Here is a 17,132-nt window from a genome sequence, read left to right as displayed (position 1 = left end):
CGACCTGGGTCGCCGATTGATACAAGCCGCTCACGCGCCGAGTGCGACGAACGACCGGCCGGCCGCGTCCTCCGGCGCCGTACCGCGGGCCAGGGCGAACGCTTCGGCCAGTGAACGACCTGCCTGCAGATGATCGTGCACAGCGGCCATCAAGGGAACCGTTGCGAGATCATTGACCGGTACGACGCTCGCCAGGATGCCCGCCGCGCCGAGTGGCACCAGACTGCTGCTCAGCCCGAGCAGCTCGTCGGCACCGACCGGTTTGGCCAGCCCGGAGTCGCAACTCGACAACACCAGCCGGTACGGCGCTCGCCGCAGCCGCTCGAAGTCGTACACGGTCAGCGGCCCGTCGTCGAGCCGCAGTGACGAGAACAGCGGACTGTCGGCCCGGAACGTGCCGTGCGCCGCGATGTGCGCGATCCATGCACCGTCCAACTCGTGCAGCACGCGCTCGGCCGTCGCATCGCCGTCGCGCAGCACGACCGCCTTCGGATACAGCTCGGTCAGCCGATTGATCTCGGCCCGCCCCGCCGTCAGGCCCGGCCCGAGCACCAGCACGACCCGCCGGTCCGCCGGCGGCTGCAACTGCCGCGCGCGCAACCACATCGCGGCCGACGGTACGACGTTCACCGGGCGCTCGGCCAAGGCCGGGATCAAGGCCCACGGCACCGCCTGCAGACTCGCCGGCGGAACCATCACCACCGCCCGCTCCCCCAGCACCTCCTGCACCGGCCCGAGAATCGCAGCGCCGAGCCGAGCACCCAGCACCTCCAGCGACGGCCCCGAACGCGACCGCCCGTGCGCCAACCAGCGCAACCGGAAGCGGGACCGCTCGACCTCAACCGCCGCCGCAGCCAAAGTCCCGATCTCGAAGTGCCTGAGCTCGCCCCCAGCCGCCACCACCGCGTGCAACGTCCCGCCGACATCGATCAACTCGACGAGCGCGGTGTCACCTAGCGCCTCGTGCAACGCCGCTGCGTCGAAGACTTCCACCGCGGCAGAAACGTTGCCTTGGGCCCTTAAAACCCGGTCCCGGACTGCTGTTTCGAGGCGCCGGCGTTCGCGCTCCAGCGACGGGGACCGCGACGGTTCGGGAGTGGCCTCAAGCCTCTGTACGACGTCGCGCAGCTGAGCGAGGTCGCTGATCAGCTGCTCGTCGCCGGGTGGGCGAACGGGTGGAACGGTCAGCGCGGTAGCGCGCCAGCGCTCGGCCCAGGTCAACAGACCGCGGGCGTCGTCGCGGCCGAGCGCCTCCCGCAGGGCGAGCTCGGCCAGCTCGGCGCCGTGACCAGTCGTACGGGCCCGCAGCTCGGTCGCGCCCATCATCATCCGGTACTCGTCCAGCGCGTCGAGGCCACGACCGCAGGCGGTCAGCATCCGCCTGGTCTCACCACGAGCCTCCGCCCGTAACGCGCGACCGAGCCACGCAGCGCTCCGGACCGGCGGCGGGACATCCTTCGACAATCGGCCGGCCAGCTCGAGCTGCCGATCCGCAGTCCGTGCGCGTCCCTCGGACAGCGCCAACCGCCCGGCCAACAGGTGCGCCGCGGAAGCCTCCGCCGTACTGAGTTCGTCCAGCCGACCGGCGGTCCGGACCACCTGACGCAGCAATCCCGGTCCTCGCTCGCCCGACCGGTACTGCGCCTCGAGCTGCAGCATCGAGGCCCGGACCGACCACCACGGACGCCGTTGCGCTGAGAACAGCCGGCGAGCCCGCTCGGCCCGCTCCTGCGCCGTGGCCTGATCGCCCGCCGCCAGCGCAGCCGTCGCTGCAGTGAACAGCACCTCGGCGCGCTTGGTCGCGGGCACCCCGCCGGGCTCCATCCGGCCGATCGCCTCATCCGCCTCGGTGAGCGCCTCGGCAGTCAGTCCGGCAGCCATCAGCACCGCACAACGATCGATCGTCAGGTCCGGCCAGACCACGCCGACGCCTTCGTACTTCTGCGCTGCCTCCTCCAACAGCTGCAATGCCGTCGGCAGGTCACCACGCAGGAACGCGACCCAACCACGGTTCTGCCGCGTTTCGGCGTACTCGAACTCTTGCCCGGCCGCCGCATACAGCTGACCGGCCTGCTCGAAGTCCGCATCCGCCTGCCGGGTCCCGCCGCGTGCCAAGTGAATGAAGCCGCGATAGTTCAGCGTCCGCGCCTCCCAGACCTGGTCGCCGGAGCGTCGCAGTCGCGAGATGGCCAGTCGCAGATCGTCCAGCGCTTCCTGATGCCGACCGAGCACCAGCAGAACATCGGCACGCCGCAGCAGCACCCGTCCCGCCAGCGCACCCCGACTTAATTCGACCGCCCGGTCCAGCCGGGCAAGGCCTTCCCGGCTCCGGCCGGCCCGGCCGAGGGTCGCTCCCAGCGTGGCCAGTACGTCGGCCTCCCGCTCGGGCAGCCCCGATTCCTCGGCCAGCCGGAGCGCCTGGCGGAGCTCGCGGATCGCCGAATCCACCTCGCCGAGCTGGCGAAACCCGATCCCGCTGGCCTGGTGGGCGATCGATGCGGCCGCCGCGGCAGGCTCGGTCGCCAGCAGCGACCGCGCCGCGGTGATCGCGTCGTGCGGACGCGACAACGCCAGCGGTAGCAAGTCTTCGGGTGCAACCGTCATGCGAGTTTCCCCCAAGTACGCCGGCAGAGTGGAATGATATCGACTCGGACTCGACCATTGCAGTGATTCGAGGGGGGCGCCATTCCATGACCGAAGAACGCACGAACTATCCGTCCGGCGAGCGTGATCAGAGGTACATCGCGCAGATCAATCTGATCCTCAAGAGCTTCGGCAAGGAGGTCGAGGTCTTCCCGGCCAAGTGGCAGGACGTCGGCGCCGAGTACCTCTACCACGCCGGCTTCGTGCTGGTCCGGGACGAGGACCTCGAGCGCGTGATCAGGCTGTTCGGCGGCGGCACCCGCGGCGAGGGTGGGATCGGCGGGGTCAACCGGCTGAAGCTGCCGTCGACCGTGCCGCCGGGAGCGCCGGAGGACCGCTCCCCCACCATGCGCTTCCTCAAGTACGCCGACCTCCGGCTCGGCCGCGGTGTCGTCACGCCGGAGCACCTGTTCTACGTCGTACCGAGTGTCAGCCCGTGCCCCGCGACGGAGCCGGAAGAGATCGACGCGAAGACGCCGCCGAGCCCGTTCATCGACGACAAGTCGACCACGGGCAAGGGCGTCAAGGTCGTCGTACTGGATGTCGGCTGGTCGGACGCGCCTGCGGCGGACTGGCTGACCGGCGTCACCGGTGACCCGGAGAGCGCGTTCGACTCGGCCGGACTGATCAAGCCGTACGCCGGGCACGGCACGTTCATCGCCGGTGTGCTGCGCTCGATGGCCCGCGAGACCGAGGTCGTGGTGAAGAGCTACTTCACCACCGCCGGTGCGATCTGGGAGTTCGACCTGGCCGAGGCGCTCGACGAGGTGCTCGACCTGGCGCCGGACATCATCAGCCTGTCGGCGGGCACGCGGACGAGGTTCGACCTGCCGCCGCTCGGCCTGGACGTCTTCATCAGCACCCGGCTGAACCGGGTCAACGGCCTGGTCCTGGTGGCCGCGGCCGGGAACGAATCCACCCGCGACTACTTCTGGCCGGCAGCCTTCCCGGAGACGGTCGGCGTCGGCGCTCTCGCCGAGAACGGCGGTGAGCGGGCCTGGTTCAGCAACTTCGGCGGCTGGGTCGACGTCTACGCGCCCGGCGAGAACCTGATCAACGCGTTCCTGACCGGCGAGTACCACTGCACCGAACCGCCGCACACCGGCGAGGTGCGCAACTTCGGCGGCATGGCCCGCTGGAGCGGTACGTCGTTCGCGACGCCGCTGGTGGCCGGTCTGATCGCGGGCCGGATGTCGCGGACCGGCGAGAACGCCCTGCAGGCCGCCGACGGTCTGCTCGCGTTCGCACTCGGCCAGGCAGTCCTGGACGTCGGCCCGGTACTCAAGCCCGGCGACGCGCTGAACAGCACGCCCTAGACGCAGGAAAGCCGTCCCCTGCCAGCTCAGTCAGGTGAGTTGGCAGGGAACGGCGACCGGTGCAACGCGCTGACGCGATGCGGAGAAGCTTCGGCCTGACCACCGAAACTCCTCGCGCACCGCGTCAGCCCCTCCCCCCACGGAGACCGTTGACCTGCCTTCCCCCCGGAAGCAGTTCAACGGCGTTCCATAAGTGCGGAGTCGGGGCGCCGTACCGGTGATACAGCCAATTTCAAAAGTTTTTCTGGCTGTCCAGGAAGGCTTGGGCGAGGGTGTGTCCCTTCCGCGCCGCCGCCCGGACCCAGCGGTCGCCGGCGGCCACGCCGTCCCGCTCCATCACGAGGACCGCCAGCTCCCACATCGAATCCACATCGCCCTGGCCGGCGGCGGCCTGCAGCAACCGCTCGGCCGCCTTCCGGTTGCCCTCCCTCCGCGCCACCAGCGCGAGCTCGCGGACCTTGGCGGGATGCGCGCCGACAGGCGTGCGGAACCTCTTCCGGTCCACGACCCAGCCCGCCGCGGCGAAACCCAGTCCGATCGGCCAGAAAATCAGACTGATCCACAGCAAGGTGCCGTTCCCGGTGAACAGACTGGCGACATCGAAACCAACCGCCAGTACCAACACGAAGAACGCGATGATCGTGAACATGTGTCCCCCCTTGCCAGTGATCCGCGGTCAGAGCGAGTTCGTGCCGTCCATGTTCAGGGCGTGCCCGGGCCGGAACAGCCGCTTGGCGAAGAAGTGGCCGTGCTCGGCGGCCATCCGGAACCATGGCTCGGCGGCCACGAGATCGCCGTCGCGCAGGTCGTAGAGCCGGCCCATGTCCCACATCGCCTCGACGTCGCCGCGGTCGACGGCGAGCAACAGCAGCCGCTCCGCCTCGACGAAGTCGCCGCTCAGCTTCGCGACCGACGCCAGCGACCGCAGCGCGTGCGGATTACCTGCCTCGGCGGCCGCCTGCGCCTCCTCGACTGTGCGGAACTTGCGCCGTCCGCGCAGCCGGCGCAGCAACAGGCCGAGCAGTCCGAACGCCCAGACGACCCAGCCGATCCGGAGCAGCGTGTCGTTGCCGGTGATCAGGCCGGCGACCGAGAACCCCGCCGCAACGAGCAACAGAAATACCGCCATCGCAGATCCTCCCCAGGCCCGACGCCGCCCCCGGCATCCTGCGTCAACGCTAGTCGATGCGGCGGGTCAGCGGGCCTGCGGATTCTCGCAGAGGAAGGGCGGGCGGGCGCCGCCGGAGTGGTACTCGTAGCGCTTGCCGTCGGCTTCGAGGACGATCCGCATGCCGTTGACCAGGGCCTGCGTGTACCGCATGCCGGGCTCCGGGCAGCCGAGGCTGCCGTCGGACCAGGTGATCTCCTCGGCCGAGACCACCTTCACCGCGGTCGCCTGGACGCCGAGCTTCGCGACCAGGTCGGCGGTCGCCTGCTCCACCGCCGTACCGCCCGGGGTTCCGGTCGGCGCCGCGCCGCCGGGCGTGGGCGTTGAACTGCTGTCGGACGGACTCACCGCGGGACCTCCAGATTCGTTGCCACACGCAACCAAAGCCAGCATCAGGGCGGCGCTCGCCGCCGCCGTACCGAACTGTCGCATCGTCATCACCTCCCACCCTAGACGCTGGCCGGAGCCGCTTCGTTGCAGCTAGCCGGCGTAGGTGATGGTGCGCAGAACCTTCGCCGGCGCGCCCGCAGCGATCGAGTACGGCGGGAGGTCGCGGGTCACGACGCTGTTCGCGCCGACCACGCAGCGCTCGCCGATGGTCACACCGCTGGTGACGACCACGTTCGCGCCGAGCCAGACGTTGTCCCCGATCCGGGTCGGCCCCTTGGAGTCGAACCCCTGCCAGGGCACCGGCCGCTCCGGATCGTCGAAGCGGTGGTTCGAGTCCGTCACGAAGCACCCGTTGGCGAGCATGCAGTGCGCGCCGATCTCGACCAGTTCGAGCGCGGCGACCATCACCGCGATGTTCAGGATCGTGCCCGCACCGATCCGCACCTTCGCCTCGTCGCCGACCGTGATCCACACGTTCGGCTCGAACATCGCGTGCTCCCCGACCTCCAACCGGCCGTCGGTCAGCGCCTCCAGCACGTTCCCCTGCAGCGGCCAGCGCGCGAACGCCCCGCGCCGCATCAGCTCCCAATGGATGCGAGCCCGGTTCCACGGCAGCGAGTTCCGCTCGTACCACCGCCACTTCTGCGCCCAGAGCTTCGCCTGCCCGGCAAGATCGTCCACGCGCCTCAGGCTACGTCGTGGCAGCATCCGGTCACCGCCCGGCGAGCCGCCGCGGACGCACCTAGGATCCGGCTCATGGCGTTGGTCCTGTGGGTCGTCTTCGCACCTGTCGCCATCGGCTTGGTGGAGTGGGCGGGGATCTGCGCGGTCGGTGCCCGGCAGCTGGCTATTCCCCGGCAAGTGATCCTGCGCCGGCTGCGCTGGTGCTACGCAATCCTCTTCCTGGCGTTCTTCATCTCCGGTGTCCTGGCCGATGCGACCTCCGCCGTGGCGCGCAAGATGCAGGACCCGGACAGCCAGGTGCCGAACGACCTGTTCTTCTGGTCGCAGCCGGCGCGCGACGCTGTGGTGGACGGCTTGTTCATTGCTCTCGACGCGGCCGGCCTGGCGCTATGCGTGGGCGGCTTCGGCTTGACGCTGGCGGCCGTGCTCTACCTCCGAGCAAGGTTCCCGCTCGGAGATCGCGACCCCACTCGCTACCAGCGGGATCAGGACGGCCGGCTCCCACCGCTTGCGCGGCAACTCTGGATGGGCTGGCTGTTTCTCCCGTTCCCGGCCGGTGTGGCACTGCACGTGCTCGCGACTCCGGACGGAATTCTGCTGTCGGTCGCCGTCGCCGCTCTGAGCGCTGTCGCCTTCGGCCTGGTGACCTGGGTGGAGTGGCGGGTCTGGCAGGAGAACAGGAAACGCCGAGCGAGGAGCACCGCTCCCCAGGCCCCGACGCTGACCGGCAGGCGCCGTACCGTGGTGGCGATCAGCGCCGGATTCATCGGTGGCTCGGCCGCCTCCTGGGCGGTGCTGGCCCTGCTCTACGAGGGACAGATCGCAACCTCGGCCGGTACGGCGAGCAGGGTCGGAATGTTGCTCGTCGCCGCCCTGCTCGGTGTGATTCGAGCCCTCGCGGACCTGACCAAGGAACGCGCCGAGACCGCGCTCGGCTGATCAACGAAAGTCGCGGGACGGCGTCCGGGTGGCGAGCGGGAGGCGCTCGAGGGATTCGGCGGAGAGGTTGGTGACCTCGCCGGCGCGCTCGACGCGGCCGCGGATGATGAGGGCGTTGGCGTTGCGGGCGACGGCGGCGTGGCGGTGCCAGCAGCCCTTGGTGATGACGATGTTGGCCATGCCGGTCTCGTCCTCCAGGTTCATGAAGGTGACGCCGGAGGCGGTGGCGGGGCGCTGGCGATGGGTGACCACGCCGGCGACGCGGACCCGGGTGCCGTCCGGGACCTTCCGGAGCTGAGCGGCCGACAGGATGCCGGCGGCGCGGAGCTCGTCGCGGACGCGCTGCATCGGATGGCTGGTGGCGGTGATCGAGGTGGACCACAGGTCGGCCATGTCGGTCTCGATGTCGCTCATCCCGGGCAGGGTCGGCGGCGGGCCGGCGGTGGAGACACCAGCGAGCCGGTCCGGACGCTCCTCGGCGGCGCGGCCGGCCTCCCACAGCGCCTGCCGGCGATCCAGTCCGAAGCAGTCGAACACCCCGGCGGTGGCGAGCGCCTCGACCTGCGCGGCGGTGATCCCGGTACGCCGGACCAGGTCGGCCATGTCGCGGTAGTCGCCACCGCGCTCGCGCTCCTCGACGATCAGCTTCGCGCCCTTCTCCCCCACCGTCCGCACCTCCGACAACCCGAGCCGTACGGCGAAAGCTCCGTCGCGGCGATGCGCGACAGAGTCGAACGGCTTCGAGCCGTCGAACGGTCCGACCGGCGGTTGCGGATCCATCAGGCAGCTCCACGAACCGGTCGGACCGGTCAGCTCCTGACCGTCGACCAGCAACTCCAGCCCGGCCTCGACCCCCGAGCGCTGCAGATGCGGACGCCGCACCTCGACCCCGTGCCGGCGGGCGTCGGCGACCAGGGACTGCGGCGAGTAGAACCCCATCGGCTGCGCCCGGAGCAGCGCGGCCAGGAACGCGGCCGGATAGTGCAACCGCAGCCAGGTGCTCGAGTAGACCAGCAGGGCGAAGCTGATCGAGTGCGACTCGGCGAACCCGAAGTTCGCGAAGGCTTCGATCTTGGCGTAGATCTCGTCGGCCAGGTCACCGGCGATCCCGTTGCGCGCCATCCCGTCGTACAGCTTGGCCTTGAGCGACGAGATCTTCTCGACCCCGCGTTTGGAACCCATCGCACGGCGCAGCAGATCGGCCTCGTCACCGTCGATCTCGCCGACCGCCATCGCCATCTGCATCAGCTGCTCCTGGAACAGCGGGACACCCAGGGTCCGGGCCAGCACCGGCTCCAGCTTCGGATGCAGGTAGCTGATCGGCTCCTCACCGGTACGGCGCCGGATGAACGGATGCACGGCGCCGCCCTGGATCGGGCCGGGCCGGATCAGCGCGATCTCGGTGACCAGGTCGTAGAACCGGCGCGGTTTCAGCCGCGGCAACGTCGCCATCTGCGCCCGCGACTCGACCTGGAACACCCCGACCGAGTCAGCGTGACACAACTGGTCGTAGACCCCGGCCTCCTCGCGCGGGATCGTGTGCAGCTGCCACGACTCCCCCAGCTGGTCGCGCACCAGATCCAGGCAGTACTGCAGCGCGGCCAGCATGCCGAGACCGAGCAGGTCGAACTTCACCAGCCCCATCCACGCGCAGTCGTCCTTGTCCCACTGCAGAACGGTGCGTTTCTCCTTGCGGGCATGCTCGATCGGCACCACCTCACCCACCGGCCGCTCGGTCAGTACCATGCCGCCGGAGTGGATCCCCAGATGCCGCGGGAACTTCAGCAGCGAGGTCGCCATCGCCACTACCCGCGGGGGAATGTCGTGCTCGGTCGAGGTGATCTCCGGGCTCCAGCCGTCCACCTGTTTGGACCAGGCGTCCTGCTGACCGGTCGAGTAGCCCAGTGCCTTGGCGACATCCCGGACGGCGGACTTCGGCCGGTAGGAGATCACGTTCGCCACCTGGGCGGCGTTGTGCCGGCCGTACTTGTCGTAGACGTACTGGATCACCTCCTCGCGCCGGTCGGAGTCGAAGTCGACGTCGATATCGGGCTCCTCGGCCCGCGTGGTGGCGAGGAACCGCTCGAACGGCAGGTCGTAGAGGATGCTGTCCACCGCGGTGATGCCGAGCGCGTAACAGACCGCCGAGTTCGCCGCCGATCCCCTTCCCTGGCAGAGGATCCCCTCCCGGTGGGCGAAGCTGACGATGTCGTGCACGATCAGGAAGTAGCCCGGGAAGCCCTTCTCCTTGATCACCGCCAGCTCGCGCTCCAGCCGGTCGTAGGCGTCCGGCCGCTGCTCGCGGGTCCCGTAACGCCGGGCGGCGCCCTCCATGGTGACGTGCTCCAGCCAGGTGTCCGGGGTGTGTCCCTCCGGTACGTCGCGCAGCGGTAACTTCGGCTTCGCCCGGGCCAGGTCGAACGCGAGTTGGTCGGCGAGGGTGACCGATCGCGCGACAGCGCCGTCGTACCGGCGGAAGCGGTAGGCCATCTCCTCGCCGGTGCGCAGGAACGCCATCCCGCTGGGCGGCAGCCAGCCGTCCATCGCGTCCAGGTCGCGGCGGGCCCGGACCGCGGCCAGCGCGGCGGCCAGCTTGTGCTGCGCGGGGGCTGCGTAGTGAACGTTGTTGGTGGCAACGACCGGTAGACCGCGGTCGGCGGCCAGGCCGGCCAGGATCCGATTCCGCGTGCTGTCGGCCGGCAGATGATGATCGGTCAGCTCGACCACCACCCGGTCCTTGCCGAACAGGTGGGTCAGCCGATCCAGCTCCCGCCCGGCCGCCTCAGGTCCACCGCGCGCCAGCCCTTGCTGCACCAGTCCCTTGCGGCAACCGGTCAGGATCACCCAGCAGTCCTTGCCCTTGTCCCCCAGCCGCTCCAGGTCGTAGACCGGCTTGCCCTTCTCGCCACCCTTCAACTGGCCCTCGGTGATCTCACCCGCCAGCCGGTGATACCCCTCTTGCCCTTCGGCAAGCACCAGCAGATGACTCCCCTCCGGGTCTGCCACCCCGTTCTGCGGACCGGTCAGCCCGAGTGACAGCTCGGCCCCGAACACCGTCGGCAACGAGTACGCCGCCGCGGCCTCGGCGAACCGCGCCGCCCCGTAGAACCCGTCGTGATCGGTCAGCGCCAGCGCGTGCAAACCGTGCCGGACCGCGGTCTCGACCAGCTCCTCCGGCTGCGAAGCGCCGTCCAGGAACGAGTAGTTCGAGTGCACATGCAGCTCCGCATAGGCCACCGAGGACTCGCCCCGCTGCACCCTCCCCGGCACATAAGGCCCCCGATGCTGCGACCAGGCCGGACTGTCCCCACCGTCCGCCGTCGCCGGCCGCCCACCATGGCTGCCCGGCCGCGACCGGTCCGACAGCTTCCGCTCCAGCTCGGACCACTTCACCGGCGGATTGTTGTACCCCATCGCACCGCCCATCTGCCAACCGATTCGAAGACCTGTTCGAATGATAGCGCGGATAGAGTCGGTCCTGTGACGGAGCTTCAGGTGGTGTTGCCGGACGAGTCGGCGGCGATGAGTCCGGAACGGCTGGTCGAGCTGGCGGTCGCCGCTGAGGAACTCGGGTACGGCACGGCGTGGTTGCCCGATCATCTGCTGCCGCCGGAGCCTTTCGGTTCGACGTACGGCGGCGTGTACGAGCCGCTGGTGACGATCGGGTACCTGGCCGCGCGGACGACCAGGATCCGGTTCGGCACCTCGGTGCTGGTGCTGCCACTGCGCAGCCCGTACGTCGTGGCCAAGCAGGCCGCCACGCTGCACCGACTGTCGGGCGAGCGCCTCGTCCTCGGCGTCGGCGCCGGCTGGGAGGCGACCGAGTTCGCAGCGGTTGGTTCGGCCTTCCAGGACCGGGGCCGCCGGACGGACGAGTCGCTCGCGATCATCCGGAGCCTGTTCGCGGGCGAGGACCGCGACGGTGTCTTCGAGCCGAAGCCGCGCGCACCCCTGCCGATCATGATCGGCGGCACGACGACACCCGCACTCCGCCGGGCCGCCCGCTTCGGCGACGAGTGGCAGGGCTTCAACCTCGACGCAGCAGGCTTCGCTGCGGCCCTGGCGCGGCTGCGAGAGCTGAGCCCCGGCCGACCTGTACAAGCCGGCACCCGCCTCGACTGGTCCAGCGGCGAACCAGGCCCGATCGTCGAGGCCGCCCACGAGCTCGCGGCGGCCGGCGCCGAGACGATCGCGATCTCGTTCGGCGACGAGCAGGAAGCCCTGGACCGGATGACGCGCTTTCACGCCCTCTTCACCGCGGCCTGAAAACCGGTCGCCGGTACGGCGGCAGCGCTGGTACCGTGCCGTGGTCCGTGACATCACGCTTGGAGGTGGGAACCCATGAACGCTGTTTCGCAGTGGGTGCTCCCCCTCTCGTGGTCACGGGCGGGCGATTGACATAGGTGTCGCCGGGAGCGCCCCGAGAAGTTCGGCACTCCCGAAAGGAAACACCTATGGACCCTTTGACAATCTCCCGTGTGGCCACGAATCAGTGGCATGCGGTGGAGAACGACCTGGTCGTCGGTCGCGGCCACGCGTCCCGCCGGCTCGACGGGCGGACCTTCCTCAGCATCGACACCTGGGACGACACCGTCTTCGACCGGCTCGCCAACGCGATGCTGGCCGGTCAGGCGGAACCGCTGTACACGGTGGTCGACGAGACCGACCATGAACTGGCGGCCGGCTGGGAACGCGCCGGTTTCACGACCTGGCGTCGCGAGCGCGAGTACGTCGTACCGACTGGGCCGGCGACTGCGCCGATCCCACCCGGCGTCGTCATCACGGCGGCCGAGGAGGCACCGCTGCGTGAGTTGGATCGCGCCTTACGTGCCGAGATCGACTGGCGAACAATGCCCGCCGAAGTCCTGCCCTGGCAAGGCGGAAGCACACCACTCGACCCATCGAAGTACACCGTCGCCAAGCACCACGGCCAGTACGTCGGCCTTCTGCGACTGGCGACGTACACGCGGCAACCGCGGATCGGCGTGATCGCAGTCCTGGCCGATCACCGACACCAGGGAATCGGCCGCGCACTGCTCAGTCAGGTGCTGTCCGACCTGCACCACGCCGGCGTCGAAACCGTCGCGGCCGAGGTCAGCGAAACCAACGAGGCAGCCCTCGCGCTGTTCAGCGCTTTCGGAGCTCGCCACGCCAACAGCAACCTGGAGCTGATTCACCATGCCTAGAAAAGCAGGCACGATCGAACTCGACGGCACCGTCGTCGAGTGCCTCCGCAACGCCAACTTCCGGGTCGAGCTCACCAACGGCCACCAGGTCCTGGCCCACATCAGCGGCAAGATCCGCAAGAACTACATCAAGATCCTCCCCGAGGACCGCGTCCTGGTAGAACTCAGCCCCTACGACCTCACCCGAGGCCGCATCACCTTCCGCTACCGCAACTGACCTCGGCCGGGCGCGTAGGATCCGCAGGGATGGCCAATCTTCTCGGTGAGTTCCTGCGCGCCCACCGCGCACGGCTCGCACCACAGCAAGCCGGTCTCGCGACATCCACCGGGCGGCGCGTGACCGGGCTGCGACGCGAGGAGGTCGCGGTGCTGTCCGGCGTGAGCGCGGATTACTACACGCGGCTGGAGCAGGGCCGGGAGCGTACACCGTCCGCGCAGGTCGTCGACTCGCTCTGCCGGGCTCTCCAGCTGGGAGCGGACGCGCGGGCGCATCTGTTCCGGCTGGCCCGCCTGTCGCCGACGGTCGATCAGCCGGCCGAGGTGATCGCACCCGAGCTACTTCAAACGATGACAGCGTTCGGGCATGCGGCCGCCTACGTGACGAATCCGGCGTTCCGGGTGCTCATCGCCAACCCGGCCGCCGCCCAGCTCATCACGCCACTGCAAGGGCGGGAAGAGAACGTGCTGGCTGCGCTGTTCCTGGATCCCTTCGCAGCCAGGTTCTACGGGAACTGGGACGAGGTCGCGCGGGCATCGGTCAGCGCGCTACGGCTGTCGACCGGCTTCTCGCCGGTCCATCCTGAGGTGCCGAGCCTGGTCGCGCGCCTGTACGGCGAGAGCGCGTCGTTCCGGAGCCTGTGGGACGACCGGCGCGTCGCCGGCCTCTCGGTCACCCGGAAGACGATCCACCATCCGGAGGCCGGGCTGCTCGAACTGAGCTATCAGACCTTCGACGTCCGCAGCGCGCCGGGTCAGCAGCTGACGATCGCGACGGCGGCGAGCGGTTCACGCAGCGCCGACGTCCTCGCATCCTGGGTGCAGCGCTCCTAGGAAGATCCGGCCTTCTCCGGTCACCGGCGGAACCGTTGACTGAGCGTCATGAACATCGTGATCATCACCGGCGGCAGCCGCGGGATCGGCGCCGCCACCGCACTCGCCTGCGCCCGGCGCGGCCTGGGCGTCATCGTCACCTACAACACCAACCCGGCCGCGGCCGCGGACGTCGTCGGCAAGATCGAAGCCGAGGGCGGTACGGCGGTCGCCCTAAAGCTCGACGTCACCGACACCACCACCTTCCCGGCCTTCGCCGAAACGGTCCGCCACACAGTGCAGGAGACCTGGGGCCGGGACACCTTCGACTACCTGGTCAACAACGCCGGCTACGGCCTCTACAGTCCCATCGCCACCGTCACCGAGGAGCAGTTCGACGACCTCTTCCGCGTGCACCTCAAGGGCCCGTTCTTCCTCACCCAAACCCTGCTGCCACTGATCGCCGACGGCGGCCACATCGTGAACCTGGCCAGCGCCACCACCCGCGTGGCCACCGCCGGCGTCGCGCCGTACGCGAGCTTCAAGGGCGGCCTGGAGGTGCTGACCCGCTACCTGGCTCTGGAACTCGGCAACCGCCGCATCCGCGCCAACTCGATCGCCCCCGGCCCGATCCGCACCGACCTCGGCGGCGGCCTCACCGACGACTTCGAGGCCCACCTCGCCGCCCGCACCGCACTAGGCCGCGTCGGCGAACCCGAAGAGGTCGGCAGCGTGATCGCGAACTTACTCTCCGACGACAACCGATGGATCAACGCCCAGTCGATCGAAGTCTCCGGAGGCTTCGACATCTGAGCAAAACTAGAACATCTGTTCGATCTGGCGTAATCTGAAAATATGCTTGGTCGGTTCACGGTGCGCCCTGCAGACGACGGATCCGAAGGGTTCGGTGTCTGGGACGGCGCGGTCAACGGGTGGCGTGCGAGTGGTTTGCGAAGCGAGGCGGAGGCCCACCAAGTGGCCTCCGACCTGGAGGTCCAGTACGACACCCACGGCCCCCGCCCCGCCGAGGCCGTCCGCCGGCTCGAGCCGGCGCAACCAGTGCAGCGGGCCCGCTGGGACCCAGGCGAACTGGACGTCTGGATCCGCCACAACGGCGAATGGCTAGGCCGCTTCTGCGACGCCAACGGCCGAGTTACCTGGATCCCCGGCTCAGACCTCCGGCCATTGTGAGCTTGCGTCTCGCAGCATCTCGACGATGCCAGCTATCAGATCAGGCATGGCGGCAACGAAGATGCGGTGGCGGCCAGGTGCCCGTTGGTTGGGGTCGTCGGGCTTTGACGGGCGCGACTGCGTTGATCGGAAACTTTTGGGCGCTATATGACCATTTATTACCGATTAGCGCAGTCAGCGGTCTGACGCGCCGGAGACAAGCTCAGCGGGCGGCACACGCCTGTGCCACAAGCCGGGCCGGGCGGGCAATGGGGCCGCTCCACGTGCGGCCTGCACGGGTGGGTTAACAACCCCAAACCCTATGGAACTGACGGGCCCTTGGAGAGGTAGATGGTGACCAGGGAGCCCTTGGTGGCGCCGGAGGCGGAGCGGGGGTCGGTGTAGGCGACTTTGCCGGGCGGGACCGGGGAGTCGACGAGTTTGTTGGCGATGGTGACGTCGAAGCCGGCTTTGCGGATCAGTTTGGTGGCTTCGGCGCGGTCGAGGCCGGTGACGTCGGGGAGGCCCGTGCGGTCGCCGTTGACGATCTTTTGGGACGGCTGGACGAAGCGGCGGACCGGCATGCCCTTGAGGGCGCCTTGCATCGCGGTCTTCCAGAGCGGTCCGGCGGTGCCGGAGCCGGTCGGGTCGGAGATGTCGCGGCCGTCCAGTGTGTGGCCGTACATGAGGTTGGTGTAGGGCAGGTTGGCGTCGGCGACGACCGCGGCGGCAGCCAGGTTCGGGGCGTAGCCGGCGAACCAGACCGCCTTGTTTTCCTGGATGGTTCCGGTCTTGCCGGCCAGGTCCCAGTTGCCGAACTTCAGCCTGCCGCCGGTACCGCCCGGCTGCATCACCGCGCTGAGCACCTTGTTCACCCCGTCGGCCACGCCGGCCTTGAGGGCTTGGTTGCATTGGACCTTCGGGGTGCTGATCGGGCGGTTGGCCTTGTCCCGGACCGAGGTGACGACCAGCGGGCGGCAGTACTTGCCGCGGGCCGCGAAGGTCGCGTAGGCGTTCGCCATCTGCAGCGGGGTCACATAGCCGACGCCCAGTGTCATCGAGATGACCTGGTCGAGCGGCTGCAGCGTCTGCGCGTTGTACATGCCGAGCCGGCGTGCGACCTGAGCGATCGGGCACAGACCCACCCGCTGTGACAGCTGCAGGAAGTAGGTGTTGGTCGAGTAGCGGGCCGCTTCGACCATGGTCAGGTTGCCGCTGCGGGTCGAGTTCTGCGGGGTGTAGTCGGGGTCCCGCGTGAAGCCGGTGCAGGTGCGGAACTTCTTGTTGCTCAGGTCGATCTGCTTCGGCGAGTTGATCCGGTAGTCCAGCGGTACGCCGGCCTGGATCGCGGCGGCGATCGTGAACGCCTTCATCGTCGAGCCGTTCTGGAACCCGCCGTACCCGCCGGCGTACGACTTCTCGACGTTGTAGTTGTAGTTGGTGTGGTTGCGGCCGTTGCCGTAGGGCTTGCTCTGCACCATCGCCTTCACCAGCCCGGTCCCCGGTTCGACGATCGTGATCGCCGCGACCGCGGTGTCGGTGGAGCGGGCGTGCGCGTCGATCGAGGCCTGGGCCGCGGCCTGTGCCCGCGGGTCGAGGCTGGTCCGGATGGTCAGGCCGCCGGTCTTCAGGTTGTGCTCGCGCGCCTTCTCGGTCGGCCCGAGGGCGGGATTCGCGAGCAGCTTGGCGACGGCGTACTCGCAGTAGAACGGGTACCGCGAGCTCGCGCAGCCGTTCGGGACCGGGTTCACCTTGGCGGGGTCGATGACCGGCGCGCGCAGGGCGAGGTTGGCCTGGTGCACCGAGATCACCTTGAGCTCGAGCATCCGCCGGATCACCACGTCACGGCGTGCCTTGGACCGGGCCAGGTTGTTGGTCGGGTCGTAGCCGGTCGGGTTCTTCACCAGGCCGGCCAGCAGCGCGGCCTGCGGCAGCGTGAGCTTGTCCGCGGTCGTCCGGAAGTAGTGCTGCGCAGCAACCTGTACGCCGTACGTCCCGTCGCCGAAGTTGACCAGATTCAGGTACCGCTCGAGGATCTCGTTCTTGCTCAGCTGGCCCTCGAGCGCGATCGCGTACCGCAGCTCGGTGATCTTGCGCTCGTACGAGACCTCGGTGGCCTTGGCCCGCTCGGCGGCCGTCCGGGCCTTCTCGATCAGACTCAGCTTCACGTACTGCTGGGTGATGCTCGATCCGCCCTGCTGGACCTCACCGCTGCCGTGGTTGCGGATCATCGCGCGCACGGTGCCCTTCGGGTCCAGCGCGCCGTGCTCGTAGAACCGGGAGTCCTCGATCGCGATGATCGCGGTCTTCATGATCGGTGCGATCTGGTCCAGCCGGACCGGCACCCGGTTCTGCTCGAACAGCGTCGCGATCACCGAACCGTCCGCGGCCAGCATCCGGCTGCGGACGGCGACCGGCTCCACCTCGAGCTCGCGCGGCAGGTCCTGAACGGTCTTCACGACCTGCTCGCTGCTGATCCCGGCGAAGCCGGCCAGCGGTATCGCCAGTCCCGCGGCGAGCGCGCCGGACAGCACGCTGACCCCGATGAACGTGATCAACGCACGTGCCTTGTTTGGAGCGCCTTCCCCGCCGCGCATGGCGCACAGC

At 69.2% G+C, this 17,132-nt stretch carries 15 protein-coding genes; 8 read left to right on the top strand and 7 right to left on the bottom strand.

Annotated features, from left to right (window positions below; genetic code table 11):
* Nucleotides 1-30 precede the first annotated feature (30 nt).
* Nucleotides 31-2,604 carry a CHAT domain-containing tetratricopeptide repeat protein gene (locus ABZS29_RS19265; RefSeq protein ID WP_355463605.1) on the bottom strand — a complete coding sequence of 858 codons (2,574 nt, stop codon included), beginning with the start codon at nucleotides 2,602-2,604 and terminating at the stop codon, nucleotides 31-33.
* Between the two features lie 86 nt (nucleotides 2,605-2,690).
* Here ABZS29_RS19265 and ABZS29_RS19260 point away from each other — a divergent pair, with 86 nt between their 5' ends.
* The gene (locus ABZS29_RS19260; protein WP_355463604.1) at nucleotides 2,691-3,959 is read left to right on the top strand and encodes a S8/S53 family peptidase; all 1,269 of its coding nucleotides are present in this window, start codon (nucleotides 2,691-2,693) and stop codon (nucleotides 3,957-3,959) included.
* Between the two features lie 232 nt (nucleotides 3,960-4,191).
* Here ABZS29_RS19260 and ABZS29_RS19255 read toward each other — a convergent pair whose 3' ends face one another.
* From ABZS29_RS19255 to ABZS29_RS19240, 4 genes are all read right to left on the bottom strand, one after another.
* Nucleotides 4,192-4,608, bottom strand: coding sequence for a hypothetical protein (locus ABZS29_RS19255; RefSeq protein ID WP_355463603.1), 417 nt, complete (start codon nucleotides 4,606-4,608; stop codon nucleotides 4,192-4,194).
* A 27-nt stretch (nucleotides 4,609-4,635) separates the two neighbouring features.
* Complete coding sequence (locus tag ABZS29_RS19250; RefSeq protein WP_355463602.1) at nucleotides 4,636-5,088, bottom strand: hypothetical protein; 453 nt, start codon at nucleotides 5,086-5,088, stop codon at nucleotides 4,636-4,638.
* A gap of 66 nt (nucleotides 5,089-5,154) precedes the next feature.
* A complete protein-coding gene (locus tag ABZS29_RS19245; RefSeq protein ID WP_355463601.1) occupies nucleotides 5,155-5,565 on the bottom strand; it encodes a hypothetical protein in 411 nt (136 codons plus the stop codon).
* 42 nt (nucleotides 5,566-5,607) lie between these two features.
* A complete protein-coding gene (locus tag ABZS29_RS19240; RefSeq protein WP_355463600.1) occupies nucleotides 5,608-6,198 on the bottom strand; it encodes a DapH/DapD/GlmU-related protein in 591 nt (196 codons plus the stop codon).
* A gap of 75 nt (nucleotides 6,199-6,273) precedes the next feature.
* Here ABZS29_RS19240 and ABZS29_RS19235 point away from each other — a divergent pair, with 75 nt between their 5' ends.
* The gene (locus ABZS29_RS19235) at nucleotides 6,274-7,140 is read left to right on the top strand and encodes a hypothetical protein (protein ID WP_355463599.1); all 867 of its coding nucleotides are present in this window, start codon (nucleotides 6,274-6,276) and stop codon (nucleotides 7,138-7,140) included.
* Here ABZS29_RS19235 and ABZS29_RS19230 read toward each other — a convergent pair whose 3' ends face one another.
* Nucleotides 7,141-10,554, bottom strand: coding sequence for an error-prone DNA polymerase (locus ABZS29_RS19230; protein WP_355463598.1), 3,414 nt, complete (start codon nucleotides 10,552-10,554; stop codon nucleotides 7,141-7,143).
* 66 nt (nucleotides 10,555-10,620) lie between these two features.
* On the opposite strand from ABZS29_RS19230, the gene ABZS29_RS19225 reads away from it, so the two are divergent.
* The 6 genes from ABZS29_RS19225 (at nucleotide 10,621) to ABZS29_RS19200 (ending at nucleotide 14,546) form a co-directional block, all read left to right on the top strand.
* Nucleotides 10,621-11,406 (top strand): TIGR03619 family F420-dependent LLM class oxidoreductase, encoded by a 786-nt coding sequence (locus ABZS29_RS19225; protein ID WP_355463597.1) that lies wholly within the window; start codon nucleotides 10,621-10,623, stop codon nucleotides 11,404-11,406.
* A gap of 212 nt (nucleotides 11,407-11,618) precedes the next feature.
* On the top strand, nucleotides 11,619-12,326 hold the full coding sequence (locus ABZS29_RS19220; protein ID WP_355463596.1) for a GNAT family N-acetyltransferase: 708 nt from the start codon (nucleotides 11,619-11,621) through the stop codon (nucleotides 12,324-12,326).
* The gene (gene infA / locus ABZS29_RS19215; RefSeq protein WP_355463595.1) at nucleotides 12,319-12,543 is read left to right on the top strand and encodes a translation initiation factor IF-1; all 225 of its coding nucleotides are present in this window, start codon (nucleotides 12,319-12,321) and stop codon (nucleotides 12,541-12,543) included. The genes ABZS29_RS19220 and infA overlap by 8 nt, the downstream gene beginning before the upstream one ends.
* Nucleotides 12,544-12,572: 29 nt before the next feature.
* Nucleotides 12,573-13,376 (top strand): helix-turn-helix transcriptional regulator, encoded by an 804-nt coding sequence (locus ABZS29_RS19210; protein ID WP_355463594.1) that lies wholly within the window; start codon nucleotides 12,573-12,575, stop codon nucleotides 13,374-13,376.
* Nucleotides 13,377-13,424: 48 nt separating this feature from the next.
* Nucleotides 13,425-14,168, top strand: a complete 744-nt coding sequence (locus ABZS29_RS19205; protein ID WP_355463593.1) for an SDR family oxidoreductase — start codon at nucleotides 13,425-13,427, stop codon at nucleotides 14,166-14,168.
* Between the two features lie 42 nt (nucleotides 14,169-14,210).
* On the top strand, nucleotides 14,211-14,546 hold the full coding sequence (locus tag ABZS29_RS19200; protein ID WP_355463592.1) for a hypothetical protein: 336 nt from the start codon (nucleotides 14,211-14,213) through the stop codon (nucleotides 14,544-14,546).
* A gap of 299 nt (nucleotides 14,547-14,845) precedes the next feature.
* Here the strand turns inward: ABZS29_RS19200 and ABZS29_RS19195 are convergent, their stop codons facing one another.
* Nucleotides 14,846-17,122 (bottom strand): penicillin-binding protein, encoded by a 2,277-nt coding sequence (locus ABZS29_RS19195; RefSeq protein ID WP_355463591.1) that lies wholly within the window; start codon nucleotides 17,120-17,122, stop codon nucleotides 14,846-14,848.
* Nucleotides 17,123-17,132: the final 10 nt, after the last annotated feature.

Source organism: Kribbella sp. NPDC005582 (assembly GCF_040605415.1).
In the GTDB taxonomy this organism is placed as follows: domain Bacteria; phylum Actinomycetota; class Actinomycetes; order Propionibacteriales; family Kribbellaceae; genus Kribbella.
The sequence above is the reverse complement of the archived record's forward strand: the minus strand, read 5'-3'. Positions and strand labels throughout refer to the sequence as shown.